This window comes from Acinetobacter sp. 70_2 (assembly GCF_056736115.1).
In genome coordinates, this window is sequence record NZ_JBWZIP010000002.1 from 144,741 (window position 1) to 163,076 (window position 18,336).

Here is an 18,336-nt window from a genome sequence, read left to right on the forward strand (position 1 = left end):
ATTAATTTTTAATATTTATTTTATATTATATATTTACTAAATAGTCTTTAATTTTAATATCACAGTTTAAAATACCTATTTCGTCTCAAATAGTCTTAAGCTTACACATACAACGAGCTTTAGAGAGTGCTGAAACTGTACTTTTCGGAGTTCTAAGCTGGAAAATGAGATAGGCAATGATATCAGGACACCCAAGTAAACACCCACTTTATATCCCTTATGCAGGCTATACACTTTTAGAGTTACCCCTTTTAAATAAAGGATCTGCTTTCACTCAAGAAGAAAGAAGTAACTTTAACTTACATGGGTTACTTCCACATATTATTGAAACTATTGAAGAGCAAAGCCAACGCTCTTATCAGCAATATTGTGCTTTTAATGATGATATAAATAAGCACATCTATTTACGTAATATCCAAGATACCAACGAAACTCTTTTTTATCACTTAATCGAAAATCATCTTGAAGAAATGATGCCGATTATTTACACCCCAACTGTGGGTGAGGCGTGCCAACGTTTTTCTGATATCTATCGCCGTCATCGTGGTATTTTTATTTCATATCCAGATCGTGATGTGATTGATGATATTTTGCAAAACGTTAATAAAAACAATGTCAAAGTCATCGTGATTACTGATGGTGAGCGTATCTTGGGTCTTGGTGACCAAGGTATTGGTGGTATGGGTATTCCAATTGGGAAACTCTCACTTTATACAGCATGTGGTGGTATTAGCCCTGCTTACACATTGCCAATCACAATTGATGTAGGGACGAATAACCCTCAATTATTAAATGACCCGATTTATATGGGATGGCGTCAACCACGTATTAGTGGTGATGAGTATTATGACTTTGTAGATATGGTGATTGAAGCCGTAAAACGTCGTTGGCCAAAAGCACTCATTCAATTTGAAGATTTCGCACAAAAAAATGCGATGCCATTATTAGAAAAATATCGCGACAAGATTTGTTGTTTTAATGATGATATTCAAGGAACAGCGGCGGTATCTGTCGGTAGTTTGATTGCTGCAAGCCGTGCAGCAGGTAAACAGTTAAAAGACCAAACAATTGCTTTCTTAGGTGCAGGTTCCGCTGGCTGTGGTATTGCAGAGCAAATCGTTGCACAAATGATTGCAGAAGGTTTAACCGATGCTGAAGCGCGTGCTCGCGTGTACATGGTAGACCGCTTTGGTTTGATCACTGAAAATCAGCCAAACCTATTAGACTTCCAACGTAAGTTAGCTCAAAAAGCTGAAGTGGTAGACCAATGGGGCAACATTGAAGAAGTGATTTCACTGCTTGATGTTGTCAAGAATGCTAAACCTACAGTTTTAATCGGTGTTTCTGGCCAACCAGGTCTATTCACTGAAGAAATTATTAAGACTATGGCTGCTAATTGTGAGCGACCAATTGTGATGCCGTTGTCTAACCCTACTTCACGTGTTGAAGCTGTACCGGCTGATATTGTGGAATGGACTGAAGGTAAAGCATTAATTGCAACGGGTAGTCCGTTTGCACCTGTAAATCATCATGGCAAACTTTACAATATTTCGCAGTGTAACAACTCATACATCTTTCCTGGTATTGGTTTGGGTGTAGTGGCATCAGGGGCTAAACGTGTTACAGAAAACATGCTTATGGCATCAAGTAGTGCATTAGCAGACTGTTCACCATTGTTGAAAGATCCACAAGCTGACTTATTGCCACCTTTGGGCGAAATTCAACAAGTGTCTAAAGTGATTGCATTTGAAGTGGCAAAAGCTGCAATGGCAGACGGTGTGGCTGTAACCATTAGCGATGATTTACTTAAACAGAAGATTGAACAATCATTCTGGAAACCAGAATACCGTAAATATAAGCGTATTCCTTTCTAGAATATTAGACGTCTAAAAAAGGGAGTAAAGTACTCCCTTTTTTATTAACTTAACTTGGCTACAGAGGCTTTTAAATCTTCTAAAAATAAAATAGATGATTCACTTTTATAAAATATTACTAATCTAAAATGATAAGTTATTTGTAAGTTTTGCTTTAGTTAATATTAGATATACTTACTAGGTAATGGCTTTAATTAAGATCAGTTTTTAAATAACACATAATTATGAGTACTTTGTCATGAAAAATATTTATATTTTAATTTTTATAGGCGCTTTAATGGCGTGTAGCGATAAAAGTCCAGATAAAGCCCAACATGATGCTAGTCATAAGTCAGATGTGGTGCGGACGGATAAAAATCAATCAGGCTCTGCTGTAAGTGAAAAGAAAGAGAGTGCGGATAAAGTAGTTAAAGCCGCTGATCAAGTAGGGGAAAACTCTTGTTCAAATCCAAATATTACGCGATGGTATGGTTTTAATGAGAGTGTTGCTGAGCCTAAATGTGAAGTGGTAAAAAACTTTCAACTGTCAGCTTATAAATGTGATATTTCTAAAAATGCCTTTGGTGAAAATAAAGATGCCATTTTGCTAGAAAATCAAGATAAACGAATTTTTGTTTATTCAACTTCCAAAGACTGTAATGAAATGCTTGAAATAAGAAATGCGAATGGGCCTTAAGTTTTTATTTAAGAGTGATTTTTATTAATTTATAAAAGTAAAGATAATATCTTTGTAAAATGTCAAAGTCCTTGTTCTTTGGTTTTAAATAAAAAAGTAGCTGCCGTGGTGATAGCTACTTTTTAAAAAACTTAATTCTCTAAAACTTCTTCTAGTAACTCTTCACTTGGTGCAAAGTAATATGCGCCGTCTAGTGGTGTTACAAAATGCAAGAGGCGGTCATGAATGCCATCGCCACTTGTGCCAAACATACGCTTCAACATAGCATCAATAATGTTCAGGTCTTTAGTGTAAGCAATGAAGAATAAGCCTTGATCACCTTTACCATCGCCATAAGGTAAGCTGTGACGTAAAATTTCCATTTCTTCACCTTCATCATCTTCAACGACAGTACGAGCAACGTGAGCATTGTCTGGCTTAACGTCATCATCTAATTCAATAGATTCAAGTTTAGTACGTCCCATGACATTTTCTTGCGCATCGACTTTAAGTTTTTTCCATTTTTCCAAGTCATGTGCATAGCGCTGTGCAAATATGAAACTACCATCTGCAAATACTCCAGCACTTTCTGGAAGCAGGGCGGTTTCTGCGCGATCGTCTGGAAATTGAGGGTTTTCGGTACCATCTATAAACCCAGTCATATCTCGACCATCGAAATAACGGAAACAAACACGTTCATCCAGAACTTCAACTTTATCTTTAATACCTTCGAAAAATGCTTGGCTTAATGCAAAACAAATATCTGAACGCATACTGGCAATGTGAATAAGCACATCAGCTGGTACGGCAGGCATATTGAATGCACCATTTTCTGGTTCAAGTTGTTTAAAGCCAGCAGGAGATTGACTGTAAAGCTGTTTCCAGAGTTCTGGACCAAAAGCGACTGCTGTTTTGATTTGCGCGTCTGAATGCTGAGTAATGAGACGGTCACGTGTTTCGAATAAAGCTTCGAGTTGTTCTTTTAATTCAGCAATTGTTAGATCTTTTAAGCGAAGAACAATAAAACGGGCATGATCAGATGGTAATGGCAAAATGACAGATTGAGCAGTCATTGGAAGGTATCTCCTCAATTATAATTTAGTATGAGCTTCAATTATTGTGCCTGATGCGAAGAGCTGTTAGTAGTCTATTTATTGATTTTATTGTTTGAATTATCGCCGCGATAGTTTTATAAAACGGTATAATTCCACTTTTATTGTTTATTTCACTATGTCTTTGCAAATTTGGTTTGCTTATATGCTGGCCTGTTGGGTTATTAGTATTTCTCCTGGAGCGGGCGCGATTGCTTCTATGTCGAGTGGTCTAAACTATGGTTTTAGACATGGTTACTGGAATGCGATTGGTTTGCAAATTGCTTTGTTAATTCAAATCATGATTGTAGCGGCGGGCGTAGGCGTTTTATTCGCGACGACGCCGTTGGCTTTTCAAATGGTTAAATGGTTTGGGGTAGCTTATTTATTGTATTTAGCCTATTTGCAGTGGACAGCACCTATAAAAGACATCGAAATTCAACATGAAAAAAAGAATAAGTCTATTTCAGCGCTGCTATTGAATGGCTTTGTGGTCAATATCAGTAACCCAAAAGCGATTGTATTTTTATTGGCGGTTTTGCCTCAGTTCTTAGATTTAAGCAAACCTCAATGGATACAATATCTGATTATGGCAGCTACTATGATTACGATTGATTTAATTGTAATGGCTGGATATACAGGGCTGGCGTCAAAGGTTTTAAGATTACTTCGCTCACCTAAACAACAAAAATATTTAAATCGTGGTTTTGCTGTTATGTTTAGTTGCGCGGCGTTATTACTCAGTACAGTTCATCAAGCAGCCTGATTTAGGCTGCTTGAGTTTGGTTTTTAATTTTTTGAACCATGAAAATAAGAGCAAAACCCAAAGCCATACATAAAACAATACTGAGGCCAGTTGAGATATTTAGCGCTGCGCTTGACCATAGGCCGACACTGACACCAAGTTGAGCTAAAACAAAAGCCCAAACAACCATTTGCTTTGGTGAATGAGCGAGTAGTCGAGCGCTCAACGCAGGAATAACCAGTAAAGCACCCATTAAAAGTGAACCTACTGCACGTAAAGCTAATACTGTAAATAACGCTAGCAGTAACATAAAAATGAGACGCTGCCATTTCGCATTTACGCCTTCACTAATTGCAATGTCTGGATCAATGGCAATTTGAATTTGAGGTTGCCAAAAACGATAAAGAATTGCTAGTGATACAGCAATAATTAATGTGAAAACAGGTAAATCGTGCCAGTCGATACTCAGTAAGTCACCGAATAAATAACTTAAAAGCTCTGGTCTTAAACTTGGAACATGTTGAATAAATAGAAGACCACTACATAGTAATGTTGCTGAGCATAAGGCAAGTAGGGCATCGTTTGGCAAACGATTGTCATGCAATGCCCATAAAATAGCGACTAATAAAATAGCCGTACCTGCCACGCCAAGCCAGAGAGGGAGGCTTAAGGCACCAGCAATTGCTACCCCAAGTAAGGTTCCGTGTGCCATCGTGTCTGCAAAAAAAGACATACGTCTCCATAACATGAGACAACCAAGTGGTGCGGTCAAAAAGACCAATAAGGTTCCCATAATCCATGCGGGCAACAATAATTGTAACCATTCCATCATGGCTTAAGCTTCCGGTTCTGGGTGAATGTGTGGTCGACTATTGTGAGGGCAGGGGTGTGCTGCATCACCATGCGCACAGTGGTCATGATGGTGTTGATAAAATACTCGCTGAGTGCCAAATATTGCCTGATACTCAGGATGCTGTTGAATATTTTCAGGTAAACCGCTGCAACATATATGTTTATTTAAACAAACAACTCTATGCGTCCCTTGCATCACCCACTGTAAATCGTGGGAAACAATTAAAATGGCACATCCATAACGCTCTGGCAGACTACGCACATACTCATAAAGCTCAGCTTCAGATTGAATATCTAGACCTTGCATCGGTTCATCAAGAACGAGAATGTCTGGCTTTCTAAGTAAAGCACGTGCGAGCAGCACACGTTGGCGCTCTCCACCAGAAAGCTGCTGTACTTTCGATTGTTGTAGCTTTGCAATGCCAGTATCTTGAATAATTTCTTGGCGAAGGGCAGGGCTACATTTTTCAAGATCTAATAAATCTTGAACACGTAAAGGAAGGCTATGAGAAGGATTAAACTTTTGAGGAACATAAGCCATTTTTAGTTTTTTGTTGCTTATGACGCGTCCGCTACTTGGCTTTAAAATTCCAAGTAGAACTTTAATTAAAGTCGACTTACCCGCACCATTTGGACCAATTAAGGTCACAATTTCATTTTGATGCAGATCAAAATCGACTTTTTTTAATATATCCCGATCATCACGGTGAACAGAAACCTGTTCAAGTTGAATCAATACAGGATTTAGCGAGCTGTGCGGCACTGCTGGCATTTCCCTGAAATTTCAATAATGCTGTGTTGTGCTGTGAAATCATCTAAAGCTGCAAGTTGGTCGAGTTGTTGAGTCAGACCTTGTGAAGATGCTTCTTTAACAGTGTGACATTCGGTACAAATTAAGAATGCAGCTTGATGTCCTTCACGTGGATGACAGCATGGAATATAAGCATTAATAGATGTTAAGCGATGAATTAGACCTTTTTCTAATAAAAAGTCTAAAGTTCTATAAACAGTAGGAGGAGCGGCAGGGCGATCTGTTTGACTTTTAATACGTGCTAATAAGTCATACGCACCCATTGGACCTGAAGCATTTAAAATGAGTTCAAGAACTTCTTTACGTAAAGGCGTAAGACGTGCACCAACCGCAGAACATAAAGTTTCTGCTTCAGCTAAACGACTTGCGACATTATGGTGATCATGCACACCATGCAAAGAATCATGATGTTCATGCGTGCAAGAACTCATAGACATAACCTCAAATTTTTAATGGAATATTAGCATGAAGCGATGCTTCATTCGATTAATCTTAGGTATTTTTGTAACTTTGTTATATTATAACATGCTTCGAGCTATTACTAATTGATGGTCTGTCATGTTCCGCGTTTTTGTTTTCAGTATGTTCTCTCTAATGAGTACGCTAGGTTGGAGTCAGGGTTTGGTTGTCTCTACACACCCAATCTATTTGATTGCAAAAGAAATTACTAAAGGTGTTGAAGAACCTCAGTTATTGCTACAAGGGCAAAGTGGGCATGACGTTCAATTGACCCCAGCACATCGTAAAGCAATCAATGATGCTTCTTTGGTAATTTGGTTAGGAAAGGCCCATGAAGCTCCTTTAAACAAATTGCTGAGTAACAATAAGAAAGCAATTTCTTTATTAGACAGTGGTATTCTTACTGTTTTGCCACAGCGTAATACGCGTGGCGTTGCTTTACCAAATACTGTAGATACACATGTCTGGTTAGAACCAAACAATGCAGTGCGGATTGGCTTTTTTATTGCGGCTTTGCGTTCGCAGCAGCATCCTGAAAGTAAAGCGAAATATTGGAATAATGCTAATGCATTTGCTCGGAATATGTTGCAGGCAGCTCAAGCTTACGATAGCTCAAGTAATGGTAAACCTTATTGGTCTTATCATGATGCTTATCAGTATTTGGAACGCTCGCTTAATTTAAAGTTTGCAGGTGCTTTAACGGATGACCCGCATGTTGCGCCTACAGCGGCTCAAATTAAGTATCTTAATGATAATCGACCAAAACCTCAGATGTGTTTACTTGCAGAAAGTTTCACAACAAAAGGTCAATATCAGAAACTGGGCAGTATTACCTTCCAACCCGTTGATGAAAGTATGAATAATGAGGACGATTTTGTAACAGCATGGAAGAAACTGGCTATAAAAACCGATAAATGCGTATTAAATACGCAAAAGTAAGATAAAAAGTAAACAAAGGCTGACTGTAGCGTCAGCACCACCTGTCACGAAAAACCCCGACTAAAGTCGGGAAAAGATTGCATGTTCAGGGGTGTAACTCTATAATGCCTGCGATTAAAAGCGATCATCAGCTAAACTTGTCAAGCATTTATGCTGTGAGTGGATAAATAATGAGCCAAACTAGTCGCTTGATTGACCGACGATTAGCAAAAGCTTTGGTCTTCTTACAAGCATGCATGATCCCTGTTTCCGCACTTGTGGCGTGGAGCATAAAAGACATGACAGCAGCATTAAGTGCGGCACTTGGTGCATTGGTCTGCTGGCTTGCTACCAGTTATTTTGCGTGGCAATCCTTCAGAACAGCAGGTGCGAGAGCATCGAAACAAGTGCTGTCTAACATGTATAGGGGCATGTTAGGCAAATTTGCAATCATGATCGTTGGATTTATTTTGATTTTGAGCAATGTTAAACCTTTATCACCGTTAGCATTGCTGTTTGGTTTTATCCTCGTTCAAATGATGTCGTGGGTTGCTCCTTTTTGGGTTTCACGTCTACAAAAACGAGTATAGAAACAAGAAGAATTGAAGATTTTTTGGAGGGTGGCGAGATATCGACAGTACGCCGATGTTCGTTTCCCTTCTTTTTAGTAATTGACATTGACCAGGTGTGATTTATGGCTGCTGAAGAACATGCCCTCACTTCGACAGAGTATATCAAGCATCACTTGACCAATATGACCTATGGCAAAATGCCAGATGGTACATGGAAATTGGCTGAGACTGCTGAAGAAGCTCATTCGATGGGGTTCACTGCAATTCACTTGGATTCAATGGGTTGGTCAATTGGCCTTGGTGTGATTTTCTGTTTGTTATTTTGGATGGTTGCGAAAACTGCGAAAGCTGGTGTTCCAACAAAATTCCAATCTGCAATTGAAATGATCATTGAGTTTGTTGACTCAAGTGTCCGTGATACTTTTCATGGCAAATCACGTTTAATCGCTCCACTTGCACTCACTATTTTCGTGTGGATTTTCCTCATGAACTTAATGGACTTGATCCCAGTTGACTGGATTCCTCAAGTAGCTGCATTTATTGGTGCTAACGTATTTGGTATGAACCCTCACCACGTTTACTTCAAGATCGTTCCATCTACAGATCCAAACATTACCCTTGGTATGTCTTTATCTGTATTTGTACTTATCTTGTTCTACAGCATCCGTGAGAAGGGTGTTGGCGGTTTCGTAGGCGAGTTGGCACTTAACCCATTTAACCCAAGTAATCCAGTTGCAAAAGCGTTGCTTATTCCAGTGAACTTGATTTTGGAATTGGTAACATTCCTTGCTCGTCCTATTTCATTGGCTCTCCGACTGTTCGGTAACATGTATGCCGGTGAGTTAATCTTTATCCTGATTGCATTATTGCCGTTTTGGATTCAATGGGCGTTATCTGTGCCTTGGGCGATCTTCCACATTCTTGTAATCACGTTGCAGGCATTCATCTTTATGATGCTTACCATCGTTTACTTGAGCATGGCAAGCGAAAAACATTAATGGTATTGCCTAACTATCAAATGATGGTTGGGCTGAATTTTTTTAATTTAATTTGGTAATAACCTAACCTCTGAGGAATTTTTCATGGAACTCACTTTAGGTCTAGTTGCAATTGCATCTGCTATCTTGATCGCTTTCGGTGCTTTGGGTACTGCGATTGGTTTTGGTCTTTTGGGTGGTCGCTTTTTAGAAGCTGTAGCTCGTCAACCAGAATTAGCTCCACAACTTCAAACTCGTATGTTCTTAATCGCGGGTCTTCTTGATGCTGTGCCTATGATCGGTGTTGGTATTGGCTTGTTCTTCATCTTCGCTAATCCATTTGTAGGTTAATCAGCTTAATTCCTAAATCCACTATTTGAGGAATTGCAATGAATATCAACCTCACATTGATTGGTCAAGCGATTGCGTTTGCGTTTTTTGTCGCATTCTGCATGAAGTTTGTTTGGCCACCACTAATCAATGCGATTAGTGAGCGTCAGCGTAAAATCGCTGATGGCTTAAATGCAGCAGAAAAAGCGAAAGCTGACCTTGCCGATGCACAAGCGCAAGTGAAGCAAGAACTTGATGCAGCTAAAGCACAAGCGGCTCAATTGATCGAACAAGCGAACCGTCGTGCAGCGCAATTGATCGAAGAAGCTCGTACTCAAGCTGCGGCTGAAGGTGAGCGTATTCGTCAACAAGCTAAAGAAGTTGTTGATCAAGAGATCAATTCTGCTCGCGAAGAATTACGTCAACAAGTAGCTGCCTTGGCAGTAACTGGTGCAGAAAAGATCCTGAACCAACAAGTTGATGCAGAAGCTCATAACGCCATGCTGTCTCAGCTGGCTGCTAAACTTTAAGCGAGGCGAATTATGGCTGAACTCTTGACGTTGGCACGTCCGTATGCCAAAGCAGCATTTGCTTATGCTTCTGAGCAAGGTGCAACAGACAATTGGTCGAATGCGTTACAAGTGCTCAGTGCTGCGGTGCAAGACGAAGCATTTTCCGCTTATTTAAATCGCCCTGAACTTACTCCTGCGGAGCAAGTGAAGCTTTTTGCTAAAGTTTTAGGTGAAGATCAATCTCAAGCAGTGTCTAACTTTTTGACACTTCTTGCAGATAACGATCGATTAGTGTTGTTACCTGAAATTGCAGCAGAATATGAACAGCTTAAATCACAGAATAACAATACGGTTGATGTCGTGATTGAATCGGCGTTTCCGTTAACTTCTGTTCAGGAACAATTGCTTGCACATGCGTTAGAAAAACGCTTCAAGGCAGCAGTTAATGTTTCTGTAGAAGTTAATCCTGCTTTGATTGCAGGTGTGGTTATTCGTGCAGGCGATCAAGTGATAGATGATTCTGCGCTTAACAAGCTTGAAAAAATGCGTACTCGTCTTCTTGCATAATGCAAATGATGAAGACTGAACTAATAAAAGATTGAGGAATAGCGCAATGCAACAACTGAATCCATCCGAGATCAGTGCGCTCATTAAACAGCGTATCGGAGATCTGGACACCAGCGCGACCGCTAAAAACGAAGGTACCATTGTTATGGTATCCGACGGTATCGTGCGTATTCACGGTCTTGCTGATGCAATGTACGGTGAAATGATCGAATTCGACGGCGGCTTATTTGGTATGGCACTGAACCTAGAACAGGATTCAGTGGGTGCCGTTGTTTTAGGTAACTACCTAAGCCTTCAAGAAGGTCAAAAAGCTCGTTGTACAGGTCGTGTTTTAGAAGTTCCAGTTGGTCCTGAACTTCTTGGCCGTGTAGTAGATGCTTTGGGTAACCCAATTGATGGTAAAGGCCCAATTGATGCAAAATTAACTGATGCTGTTGAAAAAGTAGCACCAGGCGTAATTTGGCGTCAATCTGTAGACGAGCCTGTTCAAACTGGTTATAAATCAGTTGATACCATGATTCCTGTGGGTCGTGGTCAGCGTGAGTTGATTATTGGTGACCGTCAAACTGGTAAAACAGCAATGGCGATCGATGCGATCATCGCTCAGAAAAACTCTGGCATTAAATGTGTATACGTTGCGATTGGTCAAAAACAATCAACAATTGCAAACGTTGTGCGTAAGCTAGAAGAAACTGGCGCTATGGCGTATACAACTGTTGTCGCTGCTGCGGCTGCTGATCCTGCTGCAATGCAGTATTTAGCTCCGTACTCTGGCTGTACAATGGGTGAATACTTCCGTGACCGCGGTGAAGACGCTCTTATCATTTATGATGATTTGTCTAAGCAAGCTGTTGCTTACCGTCAAATTTCATTGCTTTTACGTCGTCCACCAGGTCGTGAAGCGTATCCGGGTGACGTATTCTATCTTCACTCACGTCTTCTTGAACGTGCTTCACGTGTATCTGCTGACTACGTTGAGAAATTCACTAATGGCGCAGTAACTGGTCAAACTGGTTCTTTAACTGCATTGCCAATTATTGAAACTCAAGCGGGTGACGTATCTGCATTCGTACCAACGAACGTAATTTCGATTACTGACGGTCAGATCTTCTTAGAAACATCATTATTCAACGCAGGTATCCGTCCTGCTGTGAACGCGGGTATCTCTGTATCTCGTGTTGGTGGTTCTGCTCAAACTAAGATCATCAAAAAATTGTCTGGTGGTATCCGTACCGCTTTAGCACAATACCGTGAATTGGCTGCGTTTGCTCAGTTCGCTTCTGACCTTGATGAAGCAACTCGTAAGCAACTTGAACATGGTCAACGTGTAACTGAGTTAATGAAGCAAAAACAATATGCTCCTTACTCAATTGCTGACCAAGCTGTTTCTGTTTATGCATCTAACGAAGGCTATATGGCTGACGTAGAAGTTAAGAAAATCGTAGACTTTGATGCTGCGTTAATTGCTTACTTCCGTTCTGAATATGCTCCGTTGATGAAACAAATCGATGAAACTGGTGATTACAACAAAGACATCGAAGCAGCAATCAAAGCAGGTATTGAAAGCTTTAAAGCGACTCAAACTTACTAAGTTCAGTTTTAGTTAAGTTTGGTTCACGGATCAACCTTCGGAAGCTCGAAAGGGCTTTCGAATACTAGGTTAAGCGTATGGCAAATTTAAAAGAAATTCGCGCCAAAGTAGCTAGTATCAAGAGCACGCAAAAGATTACTCGCGCGATGCAAATGGTAGCTGCTTCTAAAATGCGTCGTGCGCAAGAGCGCATGGCTCAGGGCCGTCCGTATGCCGATAATATGCGCCGTGTAATTGCTCACTTGGTACAAGCAAACCCTGAATACAAACACCGTTATATGGTTGACCGCCCAGTTAAGCGTGTTGGCTATATCGTAGTGTCTTCAGATCGTGGTTTGGCAGGTGGCTTGAACATTAACTTGTTCAAGAAAGTTGTGCAGCATGTCAAAGCACAACAACAGCAGTCAATTGAAGTTGAATTTGCTTTAATTGGTCAAAAAGCGGTTTCGTTTTTTAAGAATTACGGCGGTAAAGTGCTTGGTGCAACTACCCAACTTGGCGATGCGCCGAGTTTGGAACAGTTAACTGGCTCAGTGCAGGTTATGCTTGATGCATTTGATAAAGGCGAATTAGATCGTATCTACCTCGTATCAAATGGCTTCGTTAATGCAATGACTCAGCAGCCTAAAGTAGAACAACTTGTTCCTTTAGCACCAGCAGAAGAAGGCGATGATCTCAACCGTACTTATGGTTGGGACTATATCTACGAACCAGAAGCAGAAGAATTGTTAAATGGTTTGTTGGTTCGCTATATCGAGTCTATGGTTTATCAAGGTGTGATTGAGAACGTTGCATGTGAGCAGTCAGCTCGTATGGTCGCGATGAAAGCAGCGACAGACAACGCAGGACAATTGATTAAAGACCTACAACTCATTTACAACAAGCTGCGTCAAGCCGCGATTACTCAGGAAATTTCCGAGATCGTTGGCGGTGCCGCTGCCGTTTAACATTATTAAGTTTGAATTGAGGAGACAGCAATGAGTAGCGGTCGTATCATTCAGATCATCGGCGCGGTTATCGACGTCGAGTTTGAGCGCACAAGCGTTCCTAAGATCTATGACGCTCTCCAAGTTGACGGTACTGAAACTACTTTAGAAGTTCAGCAACAACTTGGTGATGGTGTTGTTCGTACCATCGCAATGGGTTCTACAGAAGGTCTTAAACGTGGCCTTAATGTAACTAGCACAAACGCACCGATCTCTGTTCCAGTGGGTCCAGCTACGCTTGGCCGTATCATGGACGTTTTGGGTCGTCCTATCGATGAAGCAGGTCCTGTTGCGACTGAAGAACGTTTGCCGATTCACCGTCAAGCGCCTTCTTATGCTGAACAAGCAGCTTCTACTGACCTTTTAGAAACTGGTATTAAAGTAATTGACTTACTTTGCCCGTTTGCAAAAGGTGGTAAAGTTGGTTTATTCGGTGGTGCGGGTGTTGGTAAAACCGTTAACATGATGGAATTGATCAACAACATCGCAAAAGCACACTCAGGTTTATCTGTGTTTGCTGGTGTTGGTGAGCGTACTCGTGAAGGTAACGACTTCTATCACGAAATGAAAGATTCTAACGTTCTTGACAAAGTAGCAATGGTCTACGGTCAGATGAACGAGCCACCAGGTAACCGTTTACGCGTAGCGTTAACTGGTTTGACTATGGCTGAATACTTCCGTGATCAAAAAGACGAAAATGGTAAAGGTCGTGACGTATTATTATTCGTCGACAACATCTACCGTTATACACTTGCGGGTACTGAAGTATCAGCATTGTTAGGTCGTATGCCATCTGCGGTAGGTTACCAACCTACACTTGCAGAAGAAATGGGTGTTCTTCAAGAGCGTATTACATCTACTAAATCTGGTTCGATCACATCGATCCAAGCAGTATATGTACCTGCCGATGACTTAACAGACCCATCGCCTGCAACTACCTTTGCTCACTTAGATGCAACAGTAGTATTGAGCCGTGACATCGCATCTTCTGGTATTTACCCAGCGATCGATCCACTTGACTCAACTTCACGTCAGTTAGACCCATTAGTTGTTGGTCAAGAGCACTATGAAATTGCGCGCGCAGTACAAAACGTATTGCAACGCTATAAAGAGCTTAAAGACATCATTGCAATCTTGGGTATGGATGAATTGGCAGAAGAAGATAAATTGGTTGTTTACCGTGCGCGTAAAATCCAACGTTTCTTCTCTCAACCATTCCACGTAGCTGAAGTATTTACTGGTGCTCCTGGTAAATTAGTACCACTTAAAGAAACGATTCGTGGCTTTAAAGGTCTATTAGCTGGTGAATACGATCACATCCCAGAACAAGCGTTCTATATGGTTGGTGGTATTGACGAAGTGATTGCTAAAGCTGAGAAACTCTAATTTAAGGAGATCATCTCATGGCGACTATGCAATGTGATATCGTAAGTGTCAAAGAGTCTATTTACTCTGGCGCAGTATCGATGTTAATCGCGAAAGGTGCAGGTGGTGAGCTTGGTATTTTGCCAGGACACGCTCCACTTGTTACTTTGCTTCAACCGGGCCCGATTCGTGTTCAGTTGGAAAATGGTACAGAAGAAATCGTCTATGTATCTGGCGGTGTTTTAGAAGTTCAACCTCATGTTGTAACGGTTCTTGCAGATACTGCTATCCGTGCTGACAATTTGGATGAAGCAGCAATTTTAGAAGCACGTAAAAATGCTGAACAATTGCTTGCAAACCAAAAGAGTGATTTGGACTCAGCTGCTGCTTTAGCATCTCTTTCAGAGATTGCAGGTCAGCTTGAAACAATCCGTAAAATCAAAAACCGCGCTCAATAAGACGCGGTTTGAGATTGAAAAAGCCACCTTACGGTGGCTTTTTTTATTGCTAAAAAGAAAATTAAGAATCAGTTTTTGAATCTGATTTGTCATCTCCTGCCACAATTAGTGCAGCAAGTTTGACCATATCCATTTGGATTGTATTGAGCTGTTTCTCAATTTGGTCGAAATCGATTTGTTCTAATTTTCCATTTAATAAAGGCATGCTTAAAACTTGTTGATTTGCTTGTAATAAGTTTTGACGAATATTTTCAACTTCCTGACTTTTAATATCTAAACTAAGTAGTGCTTGATTTAAGCCTTTTAACTGCTGTTTTAGTGTCGTTACAGTTGTTTTTAGCTCTTGCTGATCTTTATCTTGAATGGCTTGCTCAACATCAAGTTGAGTGTCCTTAAGTTTTTCAATATAGTCACCGGCTTTGAGCTGTAAGTTCGCAGCATCTCGAACAATATAAAAAACATTCCCATTTTTTAATTCATTTTTATTATTTTTAGGCAGAGTTTCTTCTTGAGAATTATCAGTTTGATCTAGTGTTTGTTCAGTAGCTTGAGCAGAGTCTTGATCTTTTGCACGATCTTGTGCCTGATCACATCCAAGTAATAGCATACCTGAAGCAAAAATCACAAAAGGAAGAAATGCACCTTGTAAAACTTTTTTCATAACTACAAACAATACCAACTAAAGCAAGTGCGTACTATATGCATAAAATATGTAGAAATAAGGTATTGTTGCAAATGAACAACATTTTGACCAGACAATAAAAAAAGAGTGCTGTAGCACTCTTTTTTTTAAATCGCTATAAAAATTATTTAGCGAGTTCTGCTTCAACTGCTTTTACAATTTGTTCGTCGTCTGCTGTTAAGTTCGGTGCAAAACGAGCAACAACTTCACCATTTTTATTCACTAAGAATTTTTCAAAGTTCCATAAAACTTCTGGTGCTGGGTTAGTTGGAATACCTAGGCCTTCTAAACGCTCACGGAAAGGACCTTCACCAACGCGTTCTGGTTGAGCTGTTGTGAGTGCTTGATAAAGTGGGTGTTTATCTTCACCTGCTACAGAAATTTTAGAAAAGAGTGGGAAATGAACATCGTAGTTTAATGAACAGAATTGTTGAATTTCTTCATCTGAACCAGGTTCTTGTTCTTTAAAGTTGTTTGCAGGAAAACCTAAGATTTCAAGACCTTGATCTTTCTTTGCTTGATAAAGTTTCTCTAAGCCTTCGTATTGTGGAGTTAAACCACATTTAGATGCTGTGTTTACGATTAATAAAACCTTACCTTTATATTGGTCAAGGTCAACCGCTTCACCTGAAATGGCTTTTACTGGAATGTGATATACAGATTGAGTCATGAGTCTTTCCTGAAGATTGTAATTGATATCAAGTAACGCATTTGTTTTAACTGCTATTGTTGAGGAGTGCAATAATATTCGTGTTCAAAAAATAAAAAGAGAAGAAAAAGCAATCTATGAGCTAATTGTTTCTGATTTGAACAGGGGTCTGGCCTGTATATCTCTTAAAAAATTCAATAAAACTGGAACTGTGTTGATAACCTAAATCATATGCTAAACGTTTAATAGGCATGCCTTGTCGAATTTGATGAATGGCATAAACAATTTTGGCTCTATTACGCCATTCGGATAAAGAAAGTTGTAACTCTTGTTGGCTTAAACGCAATAAATGACGATCACTGACTGAAAAATTCTGAAGTAATTGCTGTAAAGAGTGATTAAAAAATAATGGGTCTGAAAGTTTTTCTAAAATTGGTAGTAAAACTGGATGACGTGTTTGGGGTAAGTAATGAGAATATGCTGTGGCTTGTTGTAACTGATCAAATAGAACTTGCAAAAGATGTTCTAAATATTCAGGTTTTCCATTTTGTTTTTGCTGCTCCAAAATTTGTAAAACCAGAGTTCGAAAGAAAGGCTGAATACTAAAGCATTTACAGGCATCACCTAAAATAGAACAGAGGCTAGGGTGTAGTCGAATACAGATATAGTGAATTTCATGATCGATATGAGTAGATTGATGGACTGTTTGAGGTGGAATCCAAAGTCCATAGCTTGGAGGAGATAAGTAGATTTGTTCTTCTACTTGCATTTCCAAAATGCCATTCAAACTGAAATTAAAATCTCCCCAAAGTGAAGCATGAGGACGAACAATATCTTCTTTTTCATATAGAAATTCATGAACTTCTATATTGTTCAATAAGGAAAATTGTTGGTCCTCATTTTTCATCTATTTACTCTGAATAATATTTTAATTTTCACAAGTCGCTTTAGGATTATTTAAGCCTTTGGCAAAGGTAAATGTACTAATTAATGCTAAAGCAACGAAGCTTAATACACCATAAATTAAAGTATTTTCATTGAAATGATCAACTACATAGCCACCTAATAATGAGCCTGTCGCAATCATGACTTGGAACATACCAACAAAGAGCGGCATGCCTTTTTCCACTGCATGAGGTGCGTGTACAAACATCCATATATTGGCAGAGGTAGGAAAGGCACCGAATGCAAAGCCCCATAGTGCAGTCAAAACGATGGCACCAAATTCATGAATAGCAAAGATAGGAAAGCCGAAAAACACGATTGCAAAACATGTTCCAACGAAGGCTAGAGTGTAACGGACGTTTAAGTTGCCGCTATATCCTGCAAATGCATTTCCAAAAATACCAGCAATTCCGTAAAGCAATAGTAATGAACTAATAGTGGTACCGTTGAATCCTGCAATATTCTTAAAGAAAGGTGCTAAATAACTATAAGCACAGAAGTGAGCAAGACCAATTAATAAAACAATTAACATGCCACTACGTGCCTTAGGAGTGCGTAATAGTGCTGGTAAATCTCTTATGTGAATTGCTGAGTCTGGTACAAGTTTAGGCAAGAAAATAAGTTGAAGTACGAGTACAACAAGACCGATCGCAGCGGTAATACCAAATGCACTACGCCATCCATAAAACTCACTTAGCCATGTTCCAATCGGGACTCCTAGTACAGTGGCAAACGTTACACCAGCCATGACTACAGCAGTTGCTTTAGCAATAGGTAAATGTGCAGGTGCGAGCTTGCCGCTTAATGCAATAGCTGTGGCCCAGAAACCGCCAATTGAGATGCCTAAAATTAAGCGGCTCAGTAATAAAACATGGAAGTTTTCTGCAAAAGCAGTAATGGTATTGGCAATCACCATAATTGCGGTCAGTAAAATAAGAACATAACGACGGTCAAGTTGTTTTACTGAAACAGGTAATAGTGGGGCCGCAATCGCTGCCATAATGCCGGGTACGGTAATAATAAGACCAGCTGTACCCACAGAAATATGTAAATCAGCTGCAACGCTATTTAAAACACCAACAGGTAAAAATTCACTTGTTACTAATGCAAATGCTGCAATGGCAACGGCCAAAATGGCAAACCAGCTCCCTTGAGTGGAGGTCATGGGTCGCGGTTTAGAGGTAGTAGATTGGTCCATAATAAATCCTGACTTGGCTAAATTTGGAGTGAAGAAAGGCAATTTTTTAATTAACTAACGATCATTATGAAAATAAAATAGTTGATAAAAAATCGAACG

At 39.9% G+C, this 18,336-nt stretch carries 21 protein-coding genes; 13 read left to right on the forward strand and 8 right to left on the reverse strand.

The features are described 5' to 3' along the window. Window positions 1-176: 176 nt before the first annotated feature. Together AC1PJ9_RS01680 and AC1PJ9_RS01685 are read left to right on the forward strand one after the other, a co-directional pair. A complete protein-coding gene (locus AC1PJ9_RS01680; RefSeq protein WP_086496021.1) occupies window positions 177-1,874 on the forward strand; it encodes an NAD-dependent malic enzyme in 1,698 nt (565 codons plus the stop codon). Between the two features lie 238 nt (window positions 1,875-2,112). Continuing rightward, window positions 2,113-2,550, forward strand: coding sequence for a hypothetical protein (locus tag AC1PJ9_RS01685; protein ID WP_311087045.1), 438 nt, complete (start codon window positions 2,113-2,115; stop codon window positions 2,548-2,550). Window positions 2,551-2,681: 131 nt separating this feature from the next. On the opposite strand, the gene AC1PJ9_RS01690 is transcribed toward AC1PJ9_RS01685, so the two are convergent. Then, on the reverse strand, window positions 2,682-3,602 hold the full coding sequence (locus AC1PJ9_RS01690) for a Dyp-type peroxidase (protein ID WP_311087046.1): 921 nt from the start codon (window positions 3,600-3,602) through the stop codon (window positions 2,682-2,684). A gap of 157 nt (window positions 3,603-3,759) precedes the next feature. Here AC1PJ9_RS01690 and AC1PJ9_RS01695 point away from each other — a divergent pair, with 157 nt between their 5' ends. Next, window positions 3,760-4,386, forward strand: a complete 627-nt coding sequence (locus AC1PJ9_RS01695; RefSeq protein WP_004705944.1) for a LysE family transporter — start codon at window positions 3,760-3,762, stop codon at window positions 4,384-4,386. A gap of 1 nt (window position 4,387) precedes the next feature. Here AC1PJ9_RS01695 and znuB read toward each other — a convergent pair whose 3' ends face one another. From znuB to AC1PJ9_RS01710, 3 genes are read right to left on the reverse strand one after another with little or no spacing between them, the layout of a single operon-like run. Then, on the reverse strand, window positions 4,388-5,197 hold the full coding sequence (gene znuB / locus AC1PJ9_RS01700) for a zinc ABC transporter permease subunit ZnuB (RefSeq protein ID WP_019457995.1): 810 nt from the start codon (window positions 5,195-5,197) through the stop codon (window positions 4,388-4,390). Window positions 5,198-5,200: 3 nt separating this feature from the next. Next, window positions 5,201-5,989, reverse strand: coding sequence for a zinc ABC transporter ATP-binding protein ZnuC (gene znuC, locus AC1PJ9_RS01705; RefSeq protein ID WP_270893503.1), 789 nt, complete (start codon window positions 5,987-5,989; stop codon window positions 5,201-5,203). Then, entirely contained in the window at window positions 5,962-6,459 is a 498-nt protein-coding gene (locus AC1PJ9_RS01710) for a transcriptional repressor (protein WP_002054239.1), read from the reverse strand. Before AC1PJ9_RS01710 ends, znuC begins: the two co-directional genes overlap by 28 nt. A 127-nt stretch (window positions 6,460-6,586) precedes the next feature. Here AC1PJ9_RS01710 and AC1PJ9_RS01715 point away from each other — a divergent pair, with 127 nt between their 5' ends. The 10 genes from AC1PJ9_RS01715 (at window position 6,587) to AC1PJ9_RS01760 (ending at window position 14,763) form a co-directional block, all read left to right on the forward strand. Further along, window positions 6,587-7,426 carry a metal ABC transporter solute-binding protein, Zn/Mn family gene (locus tag AC1PJ9_RS01715; protein WP_004705941.1) on the forward strand — a complete coding sequence of 280 codons (840 nt, stop codon included), beginning with the start codon at window positions 6,587-6,589 and terminating at the stop codon, window positions 7,424-7,426. Window positions 7,427-7,596: 170 nt separating this feature from the next. Further along, on the forward strand, window positions 7,597-7,995 hold the full coding sequence (locus AC1PJ9_RS01720; protein WP_004705940.1) for an ATP synthase subunit I: 399 nt from the start codon (window positions 7,597-7,599) through the stop codon (window positions 7,993-7,995). A gap of 104 nt (window positions 7,996-8,099) precedes the next feature. After that, a complete protein-coding gene (gene atpB / locus AC1PJ9_RS01725; RefSeq protein WP_004705939.1) occupies window positions 8,100-8,975 on the forward strand; it encodes a F0F1 ATP synthase subunit A in 876 nt (291 codons plus the stop codon). Between the two features lie 84 nt (window positions 8,976-9,059). After that, complete coding sequence (gene atpE / locus AC1PJ9_RS01730; protein WP_000424060.1) at window positions 9,060-9,305, forward strand: F0F1 ATP synthase subunit C; 246 nt, start codon at window positions 9,060-9,062, stop codon at window positions 9,303-9,305. 38 nt (window positions 9,306-9,343) lie between these two features. Next, a complete protein-coding gene (locus AC1PJ9_RS01735; protein ID WP_002054137.1) occupies window positions 9,344-9,814 on the forward strand; it encodes a F0F1 ATP synthase subunit B in 471 nt (156 codons plus the stop codon). A 12-nt stretch (window positions 9,815-9,826) separates the two neighbouring features. Beyond that, complete coding sequence (locus AC1PJ9_RS01740; protein WP_004705938.1) at window positions 9,827-10,363, forward strand: F0F1 ATP synthase subunit delta; 537 nt, start codon at window positions 9,827-9,829, stop codon at window positions 10,361-10,363. 46 nt (window positions 10,364-10,409) lie between these two features. Then, entirely contained in the window at window positions 10,410-11,954 is a 1,545-nt protein-coding gene (gene atpA / locus AC1PJ9_RS01745) for a F0F1 ATP synthase subunit alpha (RefSeq protein ID WP_004705937.1), read from the forward strand. Window positions 11,955-12,031: 77 nt separating this feature from the next. After that, entirely contained in the window at window positions 12,032-12,901 is an 870-nt protein-coding gene (gene atpG, locus AC1PJ9_RS01750; protein ID WP_002114131.1) for a F0F1 ATP synthase subunit gamma, read from the forward strand. A 30-nt stretch (window positions 12,902-12,931) separates the two neighbouring features. After that, the gene (gene atpD / locus AC1PJ9_RS01755) at window positions 12,932-14,326 is read left to right on the forward strand and encodes a F0F1 ATP synthase subunit beta (RefSeq protein WP_004705936.1); all 1,395 of its coding nucleotides are present in this window, start codon (window positions 12,932-12,934) and stop codon (window positions 14,324-14,326) included. Between the two features lie 17 nt (window positions 14,327-14,343). Then, window positions 14,344-14,763 (forward strand): F0F1 ATP synthase subunit epsilon, encoded by a 420-nt coding sequence (locus AC1PJ9_RS01760; protein WP_004705935.1) that lies wholly within the window; start codon window positions 14,344-14,346, stop codon window positions 14,761-14,763. 61 nt (window positions 14,764-14,824) lie between these two features. On the opposite strand, the gene AC1PJ9_RS01765 is transcribed toward AC1PJ9_RS01760, so the two are convergent. The 4 genes from AC1PJ9_RS01765 to AC1PJ9_RS01780 all read right to left on the reverse strand — a co-directional run bounded on the left by AC1PJ9_RS01765 (window position 14,825) and on the right by AC1PJ9_RS01780 (window position 18,237). After that, window positions 14,825-15,424 carry a hypothetical protein gene (locus AC1PJ9_RS01765; RefSeq protein ID WP_004705934.1) on the reverse strand — a complete coding sequence of 200 codons (600 nt, stop codon included), beginning with the start codon at window positions 15,422-15,424 and terminating at the stop codon, window positions 14,825-14,827. Between the two features lie 145 nt (window positions 15,425-15,569). After that, the gene (locus AC1PJ9_RS01770) at window positions 15,570-16,115 is read right to left on the reverse strand and encodes a glutathione peroxidase (protein WP_004705933.1); all 546 of its coding nucleotides are present in this window, start codon (window positions 16,113-16,115) and stop codon (window positions 15,570-15,572) included. A 121-nt stretch (window positions 16,116-16,236) separates the two neighbouring features. Further along, window positions 16,237-17,001, reverse strand: coding sequence for an AraC family transcriptional regulator (locus AC1PJ9_RS01775; RefSeq protein ID WP_311070393.1), 765 nt, complete (start codon window positions 16,999-17,001; stop codon window positions 16,237-16,239). Window positions 17,002-17,022: 21 nt separating this feature from the next. Further along, window positions 17,023-18,237: an MFS transporter gene (locus AC1PJ9_RS01780; RefSeq protein ID WP_311070395.1), complete on the reverse strand. Its 1,215-nt coding sequence runs from the start codon at window positions 18,235-18,237 to the stop codon at window positions 17,023-17,025. Window positions 18,238-18,336: the final 99 nt, after the last annotated feature.